Source organism: Ruegeria sp. AF5 (assembly GCF_056541905.1).
Genome location: NZ_JBQFYZ010000017.1, coordinates 50849 through 67689 on the forward strand (window position 1 = coordinate 50849; position 16841 = coordinate 67689).

Below are 16841 nucleotides of genomic sequence, written 5' to 3' on the forward strand. Positions count from 1 at the left end.
CCCAATTCCTGCCACGCACAACAGGCAAACATTAATCCATACCGAGACGGACATGAGCGGACTGAGAGAGAAAGCTCTGAAGAACGCCGAGGTTTGTTAAACTCTTTTTGATCCTTTAGGAGGGACGTAACATGATCAAGTTCATCAAGAACTTCCGCAAAGACGAAGACGGCGCAGTAACAGTTGACTGGGTTGTTCTGACCGCAGCAGTCATCGGCCTGGCAGCCGTTGCATACCAGCAGATCTCGGCTGGCGCGACCGGCCTGGCAACAGACGTGAACCAGGCCCTGAACGGCGCATCGCTGAGCACCGGCAGCAACACCGCAACCGGCGGTATCACAACTGCAGGCAGCAACAGCGGCAGCTAAGCTTCTGCTTGAGCAAGATTTTGAAGCCGCGCCATTCAGGCGCGGCTTTTTTCGTTCAGAGGTCTTTCAATATCTCTAAGAATAGAGTTTGACGGTCCTACCTCGCACGCCACGCCGCGAGCGCCACCGAATTGATCACGCCCAATTTGCAGGTCTTTGCGCACAAAAGAGCCCGTGAAAAAGTTTGGAATCTTGGATATTTCCACCGAAATCAACTTTTGGCCTGATTTCCGCCATCCGAACGAACCACTGTTAGGCGACGTTACAGGAAACACTGAATTGTCGTATTGGAGATAAGTAGATGCTAAAGTTCCTTAATCGGTTCAAATCGGACGAAGCAGGAGCGGTGACCGTTGACTGGGTGGTTTTGACCGCAGTGCTCATCGGTCTGTCAAGCGCGACCTACCTTGTCATCAGATCAAGTGTTGATGGTATCGGCGGTAACATCAACCAAGCCATGAGTTCCTCTGTTGTCAGTACCGGCTCGAACACCGCTCCCGGTGGCCTTGTAACAGCGGGAACCAACTGACCCACAGCGAGTTTTCACATTCACCAGCTTTCCTGAGCTTGTTGGTGAACGTGTCGGGCAAATAATCGCGGCGACCTTTTTGGGCGCGGCGTTTGTTTCGTTGTTCTTCGTCTGGCCTGCCGCAGGGAGATGACAGCAGTTGTTTTGCGGAATTGTGCGAAAGCTGACGCAGAATCTAACAAGCAGACATTTTTGTCCCACATTTCGACACAATTTACATTTAACACTTGGGCTGTTTCAAAGTGGCCCTTTGGCCGCTTAGTATCCGACTAAATAAGAAAGAGGTGCATGTATGCGAGCGGTATTCGGACTTGTCCTGATTGTCGGCGTTGCTCTGGCTGGGGGCGCCGTTTACATGGCGCGCAACTATATTGCGGCTTATCAAAGCGAACTGGCACGGCAGAAACAAGCGGCAGAAGAAGCGCTGGCCAATGCCAAAGTCGATGTCATCCCGACGGTAACTGTTTACGTTTCAAATCGTCCTCTGAAATACGGTGAACGCCTGACGCAGGAAGACGTGCGCGCTGTAGACTGGCCGGAAAACGCGATTCCCGAAGGTACGTTCTCTGATCTCACTGCCTTGTTTCCCGAAAGTGGCGCCAATGAGCGTTATATTCTGAGGACCATGGAAAAAGACGAGGCGATTATGGAGGTCAAGATCACACGGCCAGGCGAATCGGCCGGGCTGACCTCTCGTCTTGAAAAAGGTATGCGCGCCTTTGCGATCAGCGTTGACGTGGCATCTGGTGTTTCAGGCTTCCTGCGCCCCGGCGACAATGTCGACATCTACTGGACCGGATCAAGCGGGACGGTAGAAGGGAATTCTGGCGGCATCACCAAACTGATCGAAACCAACGTTCAGCTGATCGCCGTCGACCAGACCGCTGGTTCGGACGTCGCAAGCGCAACGATTGCACGCACAGTCACGGTCGCAGCCACGCCGGAACAGGTCGCAGCACTCGCGCAGGCCCAGAACACCGGGCGGCTGTCACTGGCCCTTGTTGGGGTACAGGATGACTCTGTTGCGTCGGCAATCGAGGTGGATCAGCGCAAACTGCTTGGAATAACGGCAGCCGCTCCGGAACCGAAGGAAGAGGTTGAACAGGTCTGCACGACGCGCATCAGACGCGGTGGAGAGATTGTCAACGTGCCTATCCCCTGTACAAATTGACGCCAATTCAGAGTGTTACAAGATCGGAGCCGCATCTCAGATGCGGCTCTTTTCTTGTTGTTGTTGCCAATTCTCCACATAAGGAAAATTCCAGAAACCATTGATTATTGCAATAAATTCGGATTTCGCGCAGTCTCTTTGCACATAGGGCATAAGACCCAAAAAACGAGGCGTGATCGGAGAGGCAGGTCACATGACAATACGTTCCTGGATCAGCGCAACCCTGCTGGGGTTGTCGCTTGTTATGAGCCCGGTCGGCGATGCCGCCTGGGCTGAAACCCTTCGCGTGGTGAAAAAGGGCACAGTGGAAACGCTGGAAGTTCCGATGAATCGCGCGATTGTTGTGGAAAGCGAACAACCGTTTGCAGAGCTCAGCATTGCCAACGCAGGCATTGCAGATATCTCTTCGCTTTCGGATCGCACAATCTATGTTTTGGGCAAGGCCCCTGGCCTGACCACGCTAACACTGTTTGATGGCGCAGGAAATCTGCTTGCCAACGTACGTGTCCGGGTCTCGCCCGATGTAACCGAATTTAAAGAGCGTCTGCGTCAGATCCTGCCAAGTGAGCAGATTGAAGTGCGCACCGCCAATGATGGCATCGTACTCTCCGGCACGGTTTCAAGCGCCGCCAAACTGGCCCGCGCACTTGAATTGGCTGAACGCTACGCGCCCGAACGTGTATCGAACCTGATGTCTGTAGGTGGCGTGCAGCAAGTGATGCTGAAAGTACGCTTTGCCGAGATGAATCGCTCAGTCGCAAAAGAGCTTTCTTCAACACTTTCAGTTGCGGGCACTGATTTTCTCGGTGGCTTCAATCCGCAGAACCTTGTTCCCCCTATCACCGTGGAAAATGGTACGTTGTTGTTTGGCTTCGGGGTCGGATCAGCTCAGGTCAACTTGCTGCTGCAAGCCCTCGAGTCGAAGGGCCTTGTTCGCAACCTTGCCGAACCAAACCTTTCGGCCCTGTCCGGACAGGAAGCAACGTTCCTGGCTGGCGGTGAGGTTCCGATTCCAGTGCCGCAAGACGACGGTGTCGTGGCAATCGAGTACAAAGCCTTCGGTGTGAATATGAACTTCATCCCGCGGGTTGTGGACGGCGACCTGATCAATCTGGAAATGGGCACCTCGGTTTCGAGCATCGACACCAGCACGAACTTCACGATCAATGGAGACACCGTTCCCAGCTTTATCGTGCGGGAAGCCAAGACCACTGTAGAGTTGCGCGACGGGGAAAGCTTTGCCATCGCAGGGCTGCTTCAGGACAACTTTGTTGACCAGGTCAACCAAGTGCCGTGGCTGGGAGATGTGCCGGTTCTGGGGGCCTTGTTCCGCAGCGCTGACTATCAGCGCGAACAAAGTGAACTTGTCGTCATCATAACGGCGCATCTGGTGACGCCGACGCGTGGCGAGGCGCTAGCCCTTCCCACCGATCGTGTCAAACCACCCAGCGAATTTGACCTGTTCGCGAATGGTCGGGTTGCTCGTACACAGCGTCCCGGAGCCGGCGGAGCATCCGAAGTTGCCAAACAGAATTTTGGCAGCTCGTACGGCTACGTCCTAGATTGATCAGGAGGATAGGACCAATGCAGAAGTGGATCATCACACTGGGTCTTACGGTTGCCGTTGCCGCATGTACGCGCGAGGTCGGATATGAGATCGATGCCGGAACCTTTGGAAACGCGACATTGAACAATATCCAGGTTCAAAACGGCGAGTTGACCTATGCTCAGATTCTCGGGCGCAGATTTGCCGCGGATGTGCCCAGCCAAGTGAACTTTGCCTTCAACAGTTCGCAACTGGACGCATCAGCGCAAAGCATACTGTTGCAGCAGGCTGACTGGATCAAACAGTTCCCCGAAGCCAGGTTCCGGGTTTACGGACACACAGATGCTGTAGGATCAACCAGTTACAACAAGAGCCTTGGTCTACGCCGCGCGCAGGCAGTAGTCGCATTCCTTGAACGGCAAGGAATCTCGCGTTCACGTCTTGAAGCCGTTGTATCCTTTGGAAAAACGCAGCCGTTGATCGCGACCCCGAATCGAGATCGCCGCAACCGCCGGACGGTAACGGAAGTTTCTGGCTTTGTTGACCGTCACCCGCAGCTGCTGGACGGCAAATACTCCAACATCATCTATCGCGAATACGTTGAAAGTGCGACGTGGAAGAGCGTGATCGAAGATGTATCAACAACAGATACGGCCAACTAGTGCCGCTGGCATTGGTGGATAATACAAGCAGAATGGGCGACATCGTCGCCCATTTCCCTACAATTGGTTCTTTTGCGCCCAATTCTTGCCCAACTTCAAAGCAACATTGTGAAAAATAGGGTGACCTGCGGCCAAATTTGACCGTATTGGGGCGACAGCACATCAATCTGGCGGAATTCGTTCATATGACATGCTGAGCCCTCACGACGAGGATAGTGTTTATGACCAGCGCAACGCCGCAAGACGAAAATTCTGCAATCCTGGCCTGCACCATAAGCCGGGATGTCCAGAATTTCGACCTTCTGATTGAAGACATGGAAACCATTCTGGGCGAGCGCTGGGGCGACCTGGGCTTTGCCGAAGCGCTGGCCTTTTTCAGCCAGCCAGAAGCCGAAGCACTTGAATTCGTTGCATTAGCAATCGACGGGGAAGACGAAGACAACCTGTCATTGATGGGTGAAATCATCTCGCGGGCCAAGGAAAAGAAGATCAAGGTCGTCTTGATCGCCGAGGACGTCACACCTGCTTCGCTCCACCAATTGCTGCGCAAGGGTGCGGACGAGTTTGTCCCCTACCCGCTTCCGGAAGGTGAACTGCAGGAAGCGGTAGAACGCATGAAGCAGCCCGATCCGGTTGTCATAGCGCAAGCCGCAGCTGTTCCATTGGCAAATGGCGAATCAAAGGAAGGCGCGTTGTTCGTCGTTCAGGGACTTGCTGGTGGCGTGGGATCCACGACTTTGGCGGTAAACCTGGCCTGGGAACTGGCCTGTGCGTCGGACAAGGATGCCCCGTCTGTCTGTCTGATCGATCTGGATCTGCAATACGGCACGGTTTCAACCTATCTGGACCTCGCACGCCGCGAAACGGTGTTCGAAATGCTGTCCGATACGGATTCGATGGACAGCGAGGTTTTCTCACAAGCCCTTCAAACATATGAAGAAAAACTGCAGGTCCTGACCGCTCCATCCGACATGGTGCCATTGGACCTGATTACCCCCGAGGACATCCAGCGCGTGATTGACGTGGCGCGCACGCATTTCGACTATGTGGTTGTGGATATGCCTAAAACGCTGGTCTTGTGGTCGGAAACGGTCTTGCAGGCGGCGCATGTATATTTCGCAATGATCGAGCTTGATATGCGCTCGGCTCAGAACGCCCTGCGCCTCAAGCGCGCGTTGCAGGCCGAAGAACTGCCCTTCAACAAGCTGCGCTTTGCGCTGAACCGGGCCCCAAAATTCACCGATTTGAATGGAAAAAGCCGCGTGAAACGCATGGGGGAAAGCCTTGGCATCTCAATTGACCTGCTGCTGCCTGATGGGGGCAAGCCAGTCATGCAAAGTGGCGACCATGGTTTGCCGCTGGCCAATTCAGCCGCCAAGAATCCGCTTCGCCGGGAAATCGCGAAGCTGGCCAAATCACTTCACAGCCTTGGCAGCAGCAGCGCTGAAGCTGCGTAACATCATCCCAAGGGGGGATCGCCGTGTTTTCAAGATATAAAAAACAGCCAGCAGCGCAGCCCGTCAAAGCGGCAGCGCAGCCGGTCGAAACGGCGGCACCTGCCGCACAAGCTGCCCCCAGCCCCGCAGCAACGGCCGTCGTACGCAAACCTCAGAAAAAAACGGCTGAGGTTGCCGGGGCCGATCGTGATCGAAAACGCAAAGAGCGGCTGAGTGAGATCAAGATCGAACTGCACCGCGAGTTGCTGGAGAACCTGAACCTGGCAGCTTTGGAAACCGCTGCCGAAGCGGAGCTACGAGCCGAAATCAGCGCAATCGCCAGCGAAGTTCTGGAAACCAGGAACATCGTTCTGAATCGCGACGACCGATCGCAGCTGAACAAAGAACTTTATGACGAAGTAACAGGCCTTGGCCCGCTTGAGACGCTTCTGCAGGACGATACGGTCAACGATATTCTGGTCAACGGACCGCATCAGATTTTCGTGGAACGTGCCGGTAAGCTGGAAATCAGCGACATCACCTTCAAGGATGAAAAGCACCTGATGCGGATCATCGACAAGATCGTGTCCGCGGTAGGCCGTCGTGTCGATGAATCCAACCCCTATGTTGACGCCCGACTGGCCGATGGATCGCGATTCAACGCCATGGTGCCCCCTATCGCGGTTGATGGGTCTCTGGTTTCGATTCGTAAATTCAAAAAAGACAAGCTGGGTATCGATGATCTGGTCAATTTTGGTGCGTTCACCGAGGAAATGGCTGCCTATTTGCAAGCTGCCGTGTCGACCCGACTGAACGTTATCGTGTCGGGCGGTACCGGTTCCGGTAAAACGACTACGCTCAACGCTCTGTCCAGCTTTATCGACGATGCCGAACGCATCCTGACCATCGAGGATACAGCGGAACTTCAGCTGCAACAGACGCATGTGGGCCGGATGGAAAGCCGACCGCCCAACGTGGAAGGCAAAGGTGAGGTCAGTCCGCGCGACTGTCTGAAGAACGCCTTGCGTATGCGACCTGACCGCATCATCGTCGGCGAGACACGCGGCGCCGAGGTGATCGATATGTTGCAGGCCATGAACACTGGCCACGACGGTTCGATGACCACGATCCACGCGAACTCGGCCCGTGACGGGATTTCACGTCTGGAAAACATGATCGCGATGGCCGGCATCGAAATGCCCATTAAGGCCGTCCGCAGCCAGATCGCAAGCGCTGTGAACCTGATCGTTCAGGCCAGCCGATTGCAGGACGGTTCGCGCCGCATGACCTCGATCACCGAGATTACCGGTATGGAAGGTGACGTGATTTCAATGCAAGAAATCTTTCGTTTTCAACGTGTTGGCCTGACACCTGACAACAAGATCATCGGTCACTTTACGGCAACTGGTGTGCGCAGCCACTATTCGGAACGCTTCCGTCTGTGGGGGTTTGATCTGCCCGCATCCATCTACGACCCAACCACAATGTAGGAGAACCGGGTATGCAATTGCCTATGGAGGCGATCATCTATGTCGCCATCTTTGTGGGGGTTCTTGCCCTGGTCGAGGGCATCTATCTGGTTGCGTTCGGCAAATCTATCAGCCTGAACAGCCGGGTCAACCGGCGTCTGGACATGCTGGAAAAGGGTGCCGGGCGCGAACAGGTTCTGGAGCAGCTGCGCAAGGAAATGCAGCAGCACATGAAATCACAGAGCATTCCTCTGTATTCGCTGCTTGCTGACAAGGCTCAAAAAGCCGCCATTGCGTTTTCACCCCGTCAGCTGATCATGATCATGGCTCTGGTCTCGGCCATGGCGTTTGTCGGTCTGAGCATCGGTACCGCGACGGATACGGCGCTGCGCATCGCGATTTCAATCGCCATCGGTATTGGCGGTGTTTACGCGTGGGTAAACCACAAGGCCAAGAAACGTATGGGCATGATCGAAGAGCAACTGCCTGACGCGGTTGAGCTGATGGTGCGTTCGCTTCGTGTGGGTAATCCTTTCGTTTCGACAATTCAGGTTGTTTCCAACGAAGTTCAGGATCCGCTGGGAACCGAGTTTGGTATTATCGCGGATGAATGCGCCTATGGACGCGATGTGGGCGAGGCGCTCAAAGATATGGCCGAACGTCTGGACATGCAGGATCTTCGGTTCCTCGCGGTTGCTGTGGGTATTCAGCAGCAGTCCGGTGGTAACCTGGCTGAAATTCTGGCTGGATTGGCACAGGTGATCCGCGCGCGGTTCCGCCTGTTCCGGCGCGTCAAGGCGATCACGGCCGAAGCCCAATGGTCAGGTAAGTTCCTGTCTGGCTTCCCAATTGCGTGTCTGATTTTCATCCTGGTCAAGGATCCGGGGTATTATGACGAAGTGTTGGATCACCCCTGGTTCATCCCTGCGTGTTTCGTTGTCGGCATTTTGCTGACACTGAACCTGATCGTCATGAAGATCATCACCAACATCAAGGTCTGAGGGCAGCACAATGGAATTTCTGACCAACATCAATGACCTGCTGACCCAACACCTGGGTGAGTTCGGCCCCCTTATCGTAGTGGGTGTACTTGGCCTGATCATGGTTCTTGTCGCCGTCTCACTGATTATGAGCCAGCCGGAAGATCCTCTGAAAAAGCTTCAGCGGTCGAATGCAGCCCCACGGGCAACGAAAAAAAGCAAGAAAGAGCAACTGCGTAACTCCAGCCGCAATGAGCAGCTTGAGAAATTCGCGACTTTCCTGGAGCCGAAAAACGAAGAAGAGTATTCGGCGGTTGAGCTGAAGCTGCGTCAGGCGGGATACCGGTCAAAAGATGCGGTCCGGTTCTTTCACTTTGCGCAGTTTTCGCTTGGTATCATTGGTATCGTTGTCGGTGTTCTGCTGATTACGGTCCTGTCAAACGGTCAGGAATTCACCGGCCAGCAGATGATGATCCGGGTATTCGTGCCAGCCGCAATCGGTTATTTCGCGCCGAAATACTGGATCACGCGCCGGGTCGAAGCACGCAAAGAGGCGATTACCGCAGGTTTTCCGGATACGCTTGACCTGATGCTGGTCTGCGTTGAGGCCGGGCAGTCACTGGACCAGGCCATCGTGCGCGTGTCCGGTGAAATGAAATCCTCCTACCCAGATATTGCTCAGGAATTCGAAACCGTCGCACACGAGATGAAAGCCGGTAAGGACAAAGACACTGTTTTGCGCGATTTCGGAGTGCGCTGCGGCGTACAGGACGTGAACTCATTCGTCACTGTGATGATCCAGTCGGCGACTTTCGGTACATCCATTGCCGAGGCATTGCGGGTTTACGCCGCTGAAATGCGCGACAAACGCGTGATGCGGGCCGAAGAGGCTGCGAACAAGTTGCCTACCAAGATGACTCTTGTCACAATGATGCTGACAGTTCCGCCACTGCTGATCATTCTGGTCGGCCCGTCGGCGAACGTCATTTCGACTTTCGGACGTGCAGGATGATAAAACCCTATGAAAGCTGAATTTTGGTGCTTCCCATCCGGGTTTCGCCGAATACTTAAGGCCACCGTGGTTTGCGCCATGGTGGCTTCTTGCACAGAAGGCCTGTCACCTAACGGCCTGGATGCGCCGGGAGTTGATCTCAGGGGACAAGCAGAAGACAATATCGAGGTTGGAAACCGGCTGATGGCTGCCGGTGAATACGAACTGGCGCTTGAGACCTTTACCCGTGCCGCGTTGGATCAGGGCATGACGACACAGGTCCTGACTTCTCTGGGTACCGCCAATCTTGGGTTGCGGCGTTTAGGGCAGGCCGAAGAACTGCTGCGCCGCGCCGTGGAAGACGATCCGGATTGGCCTGTTGCATGGAATAATCTGGGCGTTCTGCTGATGGAGAAACAGGAATACCCCGAAGCGGCGCAGGTCTTTCAACGGGCTTACGCGCTGGACAATGGCGAAAGTGACGCAATCCGCGACAATCTGCGCTTAGCACTCGCAAAAATGGAAAATCCTGTTAATAATATCCCGCAAGAACAACAAGAATTTACACTGGAGCAGCTTGGCGACGGGCAATTCGCGCTACGCAAAATCCAGTAATCGAGGCAAGAGCAGTAAAGGACGCAAAAAATGCGCCAGCAATTCTTGATTCCGGCAGTTATTGTCAGCGGTCTGATCCTTTCGGCCTGTGCAAAGGAAACCGAAGAGGAAAAGGTGGAACGAACGTTTCAGGAAGTGAACGTCATTGACGAAACCAACCTGAACGATGTGTTGTTGAGTGCCGCCGACCCGAATGAGGCGGTGACTTATTTTCACGGTGCCACACTCAAGAACCCTGATCGCATCGACCTTCAGCGCGGATTGGCAATATCCTTGGGACGCGCAAAACGCACTACCGAAGCGGCAGCAGCGTGGAAGCGCGTGACGACAATGAAGGGTACGAACGCTGCGGACAAGGTCGAGTATGCCGATGCGCTGGTGCGAAATGGCGACTGGTCTCAGGCCAAAACCGTTCTGGATTCGGTTCCCCCAACGTTCGAAACCTTCAAACGCTACCGTCTTGAGGCGGTGGTCGCGGATTCCCGGAAAGAGTGGAAGCGGGCTGATCATTTCTATGAAACGGCCGTTGGGTTGACCACCCGCCCGGGCAGCGTGATGAACAATTGGGGGTATTCGAAACTAACCCGCGGCCAGTATGCCGAGGCCGAACGCCTGTTTACCGACGCAGTCCGTCAGGACAGCTCTTTGTTCACTGCCAAGAACAATCTGGTGCTGGCCCGGTCAGCGCAGGGCAATTATAGCCTTCCCGTGGTGCCGATGACCCAGGTTGAACGGGCGCTACTGCTGAATACGATGGGTATTTCCGCCGTCAAACAAGGCGACGTGGAAACCGCGAAAAACCTGTTCCGCGAGGCTATTGCCACTCATCCGCAGCATTTCGATGAAGCGGTTCGCTCGCTTCGTGCGCTTGAAGAGGCCTGACACATGCAAATCCCCGCTACGGCGGCGGCATGGTTCCTGCCCTTCGTACTGCCGATCTGCTTTTACGTGGCCTTCACGGATATGCGTGAGATGCGGATCAAGAACCATGCAGTTGTTGCCCTGGCGCTGATTTATGTCGTGGTCGGGCTGATTGCCATCCCGCCCTGGTCCACCGGTGCGGTCAGCGGTCATCTGTTGCTGATCAATGTGTCGATGCCAATCTACTTCTGGCACCTTCTGCATATCCCTGTTGTGTTGATTTTCGGCATTCTTCTGAACGCGTCAGGAGCAATGGGCGCGGGTGACGCGAAGTTTCTTGCCGCGTCCGCGCCATTTGTCTGGCTTGGCGATCTAAAGCTCGTGCTTCTTATTCTGACCGCCTGTATTCTGGCTGCCGTGGTCACGCACCGTTTGGCGAAAATCACAAGGTTGCGCACCATAGCGCCACATTGGGAAAGCTGGGATCGGGGCAAACAGTTCCCCATGGGTTTCGCACTGGGTGGCTCGTTGGCCATGTATCTGATTCTGGGTACTGTTCTCGGTTCGTAAACTATCATCAGCGCGCCTTGCCGCTGCCTTTGTCCCGCCACAAAGCTGGGTCACTTTTCCTTCAAGTCGCCCTTATTCGGGCAGTTGGCGTTACAATTTGACGAACGAGCACCGCGCATGAATATGCAGACTTCCTCTGTTATGGCCCCCCCTGCCCCGAAGGGGTTAGGCGAAATGAAGCTTCCGCTGGTGATGATGCGGGATATTTTGCTGAAGACCATATTTCGCAAGAATGCGAGCACAGTGTCAGAAGTTTCTGCGGCCATATGTCTGCCCGGTGCTGTCACGCAGGAACTGATCGATATCGCGCGCGAACAAAAATTGCTTGAGGCTACGGGGACGCTGAACGCCAACAGTGGCAACGAGATGGGATATCAGCTGACTGATGCCGGCAAGGCCCGCGCACTGGATGCCCTCAGCCAGTCCGAGTATTTCGGTGCGATGCCCGTGCCGCTGGATGTCTATCGCGAGCAGGTCAAGCGCCAGTCGATCCGCAACATTCAGGTCACGCGCGACCAGTTGACCAATGCCATGGGCCATCTGGTTCTACCCGACAGCTTGCTGGATCATCTGGGCCCGGCGGTCAGTGCAGGCCGGTCGATCCTGATGTATGGCCCGCCGGGCAACGGTAAATCGTCCATCTCGAACGGCATTCGCGATGCGTTGGGGGACAATGTCTATGTACCCTATGCCATCGAATATGCGGGGCAGGTGATCACAGTCTACGACCCGATCGTGCATACCGCGATCGAGCAGGAGGCCGACGACCCGAACAGCCTGCGCCGACGCAAGCGGTTCGACTCACGCTATGTACAGTGCGAACGCCCGACCGTGGTCACCGGCGGTGAACTGTCGCTTAGTATGCTGGACCTGGTCTACAACCCCACGGCAAGAACCTATCAGGCACCGCTGCAGCTGAAATCCACCGGCGGCATCTTTATCGTGGACGACCTTGGCCGTCAGGCCGAACCGCCGCAGGCGCTGGTCAACCGCTGGATTGTTCCACTGGAAGAAAACAAGGATATCCTGGGCCTGCAATCGGGTGAGAAATTCGAAGTTCCGTTTGATACGCTGGTCATTTTCTCGACCAACTTCCACCCGAACGAGATCTTTGACCAAGCGGCCCTGCGCCGGATCTTCTTCAAGATCAAGATCGACGGCCCGAATCAGGAAAACTTCCTGAAGATTTTCGCCATGGTTGCGCGCAAACGCGGGATGCCGCTGGATGAGGCGGCGCTGGTGCATCTGCTGAAGGTCAAGTACCCGACCATCAACAATATCTACGCCAACTATCAACCGATCTTCCTGATCGACCAGATGATCTCGATCTGCGAGTTCGAAGGCATCCCCTATCAGATGAGCCCGGAACTGATCGACCGGGCCTGGGCCAACATGTTCGTCAAAGACGAGAAAATCGTCAAATAACGCCGTGCCATTACCACTCCGGGGCGGGTAGTCTGCGTTCATGACGCAGATTCCCGCACGGATTGCCACTTGGTTTTCCACCAAAGGCTGGTCCATCCACCCGCATCAGCAAGAGATGTTCGACCGCGCATGCAGCCCGGCGACACTGTTGATTGCGCCCACCGGTGGCGGCAAGACCATGGCCGGATTTCTGCCGTCGCTGGCTGAACTTGCGGATGCTGATCACAATGGATTGCACACAATCTATGTCTCGCCGCTCAAGGCGCTGGCAGCGGATATCAAACGTAACCTGCGCACCCCGGTGGATGAGATCGGTCTGCCTATTCGGATCGAGGATCGCACCGGTGATACCTCAGCCACGCAAAAGAAACGCCAAAGGGTCGATCCGCCCCACATCCTGCTGACCACACCGGAAAGTCTGGCGCTGCTGACCTCGTACGAGGATGCGCCGCGTATGTTTGAAGGGGTGCAGCGGATCATCGTTGATGAAATCCACGCACTGGCTGAAAGCAAGCGAGGGGATCAGCTGATGCTGGCGCTGGCACGTCTGCAACGCCTCAATCCCGATCTGCGCCGCGTCGGGTTATCGGCGACAGTGGAAGATCCTGTTGCGATTGCCCGCTTTCTGGCCCGCCGTCCTGATCCCTGCCAGATTGTACAGGCCGACCCCGGCCCGGACCCGGATATCCGAATGCTGGAAACGCCACAGATGCCACCCTGGTCTGGTGGTGGCGCGGCTTATGCCATCCCAGCTGTGCTGGAGCAGATCAAGCATCACAAGACCACGTTGATCTTTCACAATACGCGCGCCCAGGCCGAGATATTCTTTCACAATCTTTGGCTGGCCAATGATGACGGTCTGCCCATCGGTATCCATCACGGCAGTCTGGACCGACAACAGCGCGAGCGGGTCGAGGCGGCGATGGTTCGGGGGGACTTACGCGCCATCGTCTGCACCGGTTCGCTGGATCTGGGCATCGATTGGGGGGATGTCGATCTGGTGATCCAGATCGGCGCGCCAAAGAATGTCAAAAGGCTGGTGCAAAGGATCGGACGGGCCAACCACCGCTATAACGCACCTTCCAAGGCGCTTTTGGTGCCTGCCAATCGCTTTGAAGTGGTCGAATGCGTCGCCGCGCTAGAGGCCGCCAAAGCCCATGAATTAGATGGGGAACCCCGCGGTCGCGGCCCGCGCGATGTTTTGTGCCAGCATATCCTGATTGCCGCCTGCGCCGGGGCGTTTAACGCAGATGATCTGTATGCCGAGATGACATCCGCCGGGCCTTACGCTCTACTGACGCGGGCTGAGTTTGACGCCTGCCTGAATTTCTGCGCCACCGGCGGCTATGCTCTGCAAGCCTATGATCGTTGGCAAAGGCTGCAACACCGCGCCGACGGGCAATGGCAGCTGCGCGACCCGCGCGCCGCATCGCGAATTCGTATGAACCTGGGCACTATTCAGGACACGGATACGCTCAAGGTTCGTCTGAAACGCAACCGGGGCGGCAAACCCTTGGGTGAGGTGGAAGAAGCGTTCGCTGCCTCGCTGACACCCGGCGACACTTTCCTGATCGGCGGGCAAATCGTGCGGTATGAGGGGCTGCGCGAGATGGTGGTCGAAGTCACGCGGCGTGCTGACCGAAAGCCAAAGATTGCGACCTTTTCGGGCACGAAATTCGCAACCTCAACGCAACTCAGCGACCGCATCCTGAACATGTTCGCCCAACAGGGCTGGCCACAGCTTCCCCCTCATACGTCTGAATGGCTGGATTTGCAGCGCCAGATGTCCCGCCTGCCCCAGCGTGATCGGCTGCTGATCGAGAGCTTTCCCAGCGACGGGCGTGAACATCTGTGCGTCTACGGATTCGCTGGGCGCAACGCGCAACAAACACTGGGCCTGCTGCTGACCAAACGGATGGAGGAAACCGGTTTGGCCCCGCTGGGGTTTGTCGCCACGGACTATGCCACGTTGATCTGGGGTCTGGACGCGGTTACCGATCCCCGCCCATTGCTTCAACCCGATGCCCTGCGCGACGGGCTCGACACCTGGCTGGCAGGCAACGCCGTTATGAAGCGCACGTTTCGTGCATCGGCCACCATTGCCGGTCTGATCGAACGCAACATGGCAGGGCAGCGCAAAAGCGGGCGGCAGGCTACGTTTTCGTCGGACATCCTGTATGACACCTTGCTTAGATACGATCCCGATCACCTATTGATGCAGATCACCCGCGAAGAAGCCATGCGCGGGCTTGTCGATTTCGGTCGGATCGAAACAATGCTGGCCCGAATTGGCGACAGAATCGATCTGGTGCGGCTCGAGCGTGTCTCGCCCCTGTCAGCGCCACTGTTTCTGGAGGTTGGCAAAGTGCCGGTGAAAGGCAGTGCCGAAGAAAGGCTTCTGGCGGAAGAAACCGCGCGTCTGCTGCAAGCGGCGGGGTTGGATCAGCTTTGATCTGCTTGCGCCGGGCTCTGAAACAGGCCAAGAACGTATCATGAACGAACTTGGGTTTCCCTTTGCAGGTCAGCGCCTGTGTGCTTTGCCTTCCGGTGCGCTTTGGTGGCCAGACGAGAACCTGCTGTGCGTGTCGGACCTGCATCTGGGCAAATCCGAGCGCGTGGCGCGGCGTGGTGGGCCTTCGCTTCCGCCTTATGACAGCCGTGAAACGCTGGACCGCCTGAAGGACGACCTGGGGCATACGAACGCCAAAACCGTTGTATGTCTGGGCGACAGCTTCGATGATCTTGAGGCTGCCCGGGCGCTGCCAAAATCAGAAATGCTAAGGATCGCGACCTTACAGTCCGGACGTCAGTGGATCTGGATTGAGGGGAACCACGATCCCGGTCCTATTGAGATGGGTGGAACCCATCTGTTCGAATGGCACCGTGGCCCGCTTGTTTTCCGTCATATCGCGCAGGATCCCACGCGAGGAGAAGTTTCCGGCCATTACCATCCAAAAGTCCGGATCAGGGTCAAGGGACGTCATATTTCACGCCCCGCCTTTCTGCTGAACGATCATCGCCTGATACTTCCGGCATATGGCACCTTTACCGGGGGGCTGCGCAGTTCGGATCATGTGCTGTCGGCACTCATGGGATCGCAGGCGATGGCGATCCTCACAGGTCCGCATCCGCATATGATGCCAATGCCACAATAGGTTCAGATCAGGCCGTCCTGTTCCAGCAACGGCTTGTATTTCCGGCTGACCGGAACCAGATCGCCATTGACCAGTTTCAGAAAGGTTTTGCTGCCTTCTCTTTCGACACTTGCAATGGATGCGTCGGTGACCCAATGCGAACGGTGCGAACAATGACCCGGGACAGGCTCCATCTCGGCGATTGCATCTGTGAAACGCGACCGAAGCGTGAAGGTGCCTTCTGAGGTGACAACATCTACGTTGTGATCCCGAACAGTCAGGCGATAGATCTGCCCGTTGAACCTGGGCGGCAAGCGTTTGACAAGGCGTGGTTTTTCAGAATCGGATTCAGTATTGGCCGAGGCATTCAGGTCGTTACGCTGAACAAGCATCAAGCCTGTCGCGAACAAAGCGCCGTACACGACAACCCGTTCGGTATCTGGCACCATATTTCCACCAAGGATGTAAAGTGCCCAGGCTAGCATCCACAAAGAAGGCGTGAACAACGCCACGGTCAAGACAACATATGTCAGGTCCCGTGCCAGAAGGTTCAGAAGTGCAAAATTCTTCTGCATCAGCTTTCGGACCAGCCCGGTAACCGTCAGAGCAAGGAGCATTACCCCGGCCCAGAATACAAGCCGCAATCCAAATGACAGGTCAGAATCAAGAAAGGGTGGAAACGCATATGCAAGTAAAGGAAGAAAGACCAAACCCGCTGCCACACGCTGCGGTGAAAATGCCTTCTGGATTATACTTATTTTAGACGTCATACCGCTTTTGTGCATGAATTAGCATAGCTCAACCCGAATGCCTCAGACACAATAGTGTCTTCACCTGTAACCAACTGGGAATACAGGGATATCATGAATTGTTCGGCTGTCAAACCCATTCAGGCTGCTTTGCCCATGCTCTCATGGGGCGGTCTGGGGGCGGTTTGGCTGGAACCTTGCCTGCCAAAAAAAGGGGACCGGTCCGACGGATCCCCTCCGGCCCCCGTGTTTATCAGGCGGTCAGACCTTCTGGTTCTGGGAGTTTGTTTGCGCGGCAGCAGGCGGTGAGGGTGTTGGCCAGCAGGCAGGCGATG

At 55.8% G+C, this 16841-nt stretch carries 16 protein-coding genes; 15 read left to right on the forward strand and 1 reads right to left on the reverse strand.

The window, feature by feature from the left end:
* Positions 1 to 131: 131 nt before the first annotated feature.
* The 15 genes from ACR0DS_RS17515 to pdeM all read left to right on the forward strand — a co-directional run bounded on the left by ACR0DS_RS17515 (position 132) and on the right by pdeM (position 15778).
* Positions 132 to 368 carry a Flp family type IVb pilin gene (locus ACR0DS_RS17515; protein WP_480484372.1) on the forward strand — a complete coding sequence of 79 codons (237 nt, stop codon included), beginning with the start codon at positions 132 to 134 and terminating at the stop codon, positions 366 to 368.
* Positions 369 to 669: 301 nt separating this feature from the next.
* Positions 670 to 897: a hypothetical protein gene (locus ACR0DS_RS17520; RefSeq protein WP_480484371.1), complete on the forward strand. Its 228-nt coding sequence runs from the start codon at positions 670 to 672 to the stop codon at positions 895 to 897.
* A 292-nt stretch (positions 898 to 1189) separates the two neighbouring features.
* Positions 1190 to 2068 (forward strand): Flp pilus assembly protein CpaB, encoded by an 879-nt coding sequence (gene cpaB / locus ACR0DS_RS17525; RefSeq protein WP_480484370.1) that lies wholly within the window; start codon positions 1190 to 1192, stop codon positions 2066 to 2068.
* Positions 2069 to 2261: 193 nt separating this feature from the next.
* Complete coding sequence (locus ACR0DS_RS17530) at positions 2262 to 3635, forward strand: type II and III secretion system protein family protein (RefSeq protein WP_480484369.1); 1374 nt, start codon at positions 2262 to 2264, stop codon at positions 3633 to 3635.
* Positions 3636 to 3652: 17 nt separating this feature from the next.
* Positions 3653 to 4276: an OmpA family protein gene (locus ACR0DS_RS17535; protein WP_480560397.1), complete on the forward strand. Its 624-nt coding sequence runs from the start codon at positions 3653 to 3655 to the stop codon at positions 4274 to 4276.
* A 221-nt stretch (positions 4277 to 4497) separates the two neighbouring features.
* Positions 4498 to 5733 (forward strand): CpaE/TadZ family protein, encoded by a 1236-nt coding sequence (locus ACR0DS_RS17540; protein WP_480560398.1) that lies wholly within the window; start codon positions 4498 to 4500, stop codon positions 5731 to 5733.
* Positions 5734 to 5756: 23 nt separating this feature from the next.
* Positions 5757 to 7202 carry a TadA family conjugal transfer-associated ATPase gene (locus ACR0DS_RS17545; protein WP_267363024.1) on the forward strand — a complete coding sequence of 482 codons (1446 nt, stop codon included), beginning with the start codon at positions 5757 to 5759 and terminating at the stop codon, positions 7200 to 7202.
* Positions 7203 to 7213: 11 nt separating this feature from the next.
* A complete protein-coding gene (locus ACR0DS_RS17550; protein WP_267363023.1) occupies positions 7214 to 8182 on the forward strand; it encodes a type II secretion system F family protein in 969 nt (322 codons plus the stop codon).
* Between the two features lie 10 nt (positions 8183 to 8192).
* Entirely contained in the window at positions 8193 to 9173 is a 981-nt protein-coding gene (locus tag ACR0DS_RS17555; RefSeq protein ID WP_480488508.1) for a type II secretion system F family protein, read from the forward strand.
* Between the two features lie 9 nt (positions 9174 to 9182).
* Positions 9183 to 9767: a tetratricopeptide repeat protein gene (locus ACR0DS_RS17560; protein WP_480484364.1), complete on the forward strand. Its 585-nt coding sequence runs from the start codon at positions 9183 to 9185 to the stop codon at positions 9765 to 9767.
* Positions 9768 to 9797: 30 nt separating this feature from the next.
* A complete protein-coding gene (locus ACR0DS_RS17565; RefSeq protein WP_267363020.1) occupies positions 9798 to 10649 on the forward strand; it encodes a tetratricopeptide repeat protein in 852 nt (283 codons plus the stop codon).
* A 3-nt stretch (positions 10650 to 10652) separates the two neighbouring features.
* Positions 10653 to 11198 (forward strand): prepilin peptidase, encoded by a 546-nt coding sequence (locus tag ACR0DS_RS17570; RefSeq protein ID WP_480539581.1) that lies wholly within the window; start codon positions 10653 to 10655, stop codon positions 11196 to 11198.
* Between the two features lie 117 nt (positions 11199 to 11315).
* Positions 11316 to 12623: an ATPase gene (locus ACR0DS_RS17575; RefSeq protein WP_209505546.1), complete on the forward strand. Its 1308-nt coding sequence runs from the start codon at positions 11316 to 11318 to the stop codon at positions 12621 to 12623.
* A gap of 40 nt (positions 12624 to 12663) precedes the next feature.
* Positions 12664 to 15075 carry a ligase-associated DNA damage response DEXH box helicase gene (locus ACR0DS_RS17580; protein ID WP_480560400.1) on the forward strand — a complete coding sequence of 804 codons (2412 nt, stop codon included), beginning with the start codon at positions 12664 to 12666 and terminating at the stop codon, positions 15073 to 15075.
* Positions 15076 to 15115: 40 nt separating this feature from the next.
* On the forward strand, positions 15116 to 15778 hold the full coding sequence (gene pdeM / locus ACR0DS_RS17585; protein ID WP_480560402.1) for a ligase-associated DNA damage response endonuclease PdeM: 663 nt from the start codon (positions 15116 to 15118) through the stop codon (positions 15776 to 15778).
* A gap of 2 nt (positions 15779 to 15780) precedes the next feature.
* On the opposite strand, the gene ACR0DS_RS17590 is transcribed toward pdeM, so the two are convergent.
* Positions 15781 to 16374, reverse strand: coding sequence for a LytTR family DNA-binding domain-containing protein (locus ACR0DS_RS17590; RefSeq protein ID WP_480484360.1), 594 nt, complete (start codon positions 16372 to 16374; stop codon positions 15781 to 15783).
* Between the last annotated feature and the right edge of the window lie 467 nt (positions 16375 to 16841).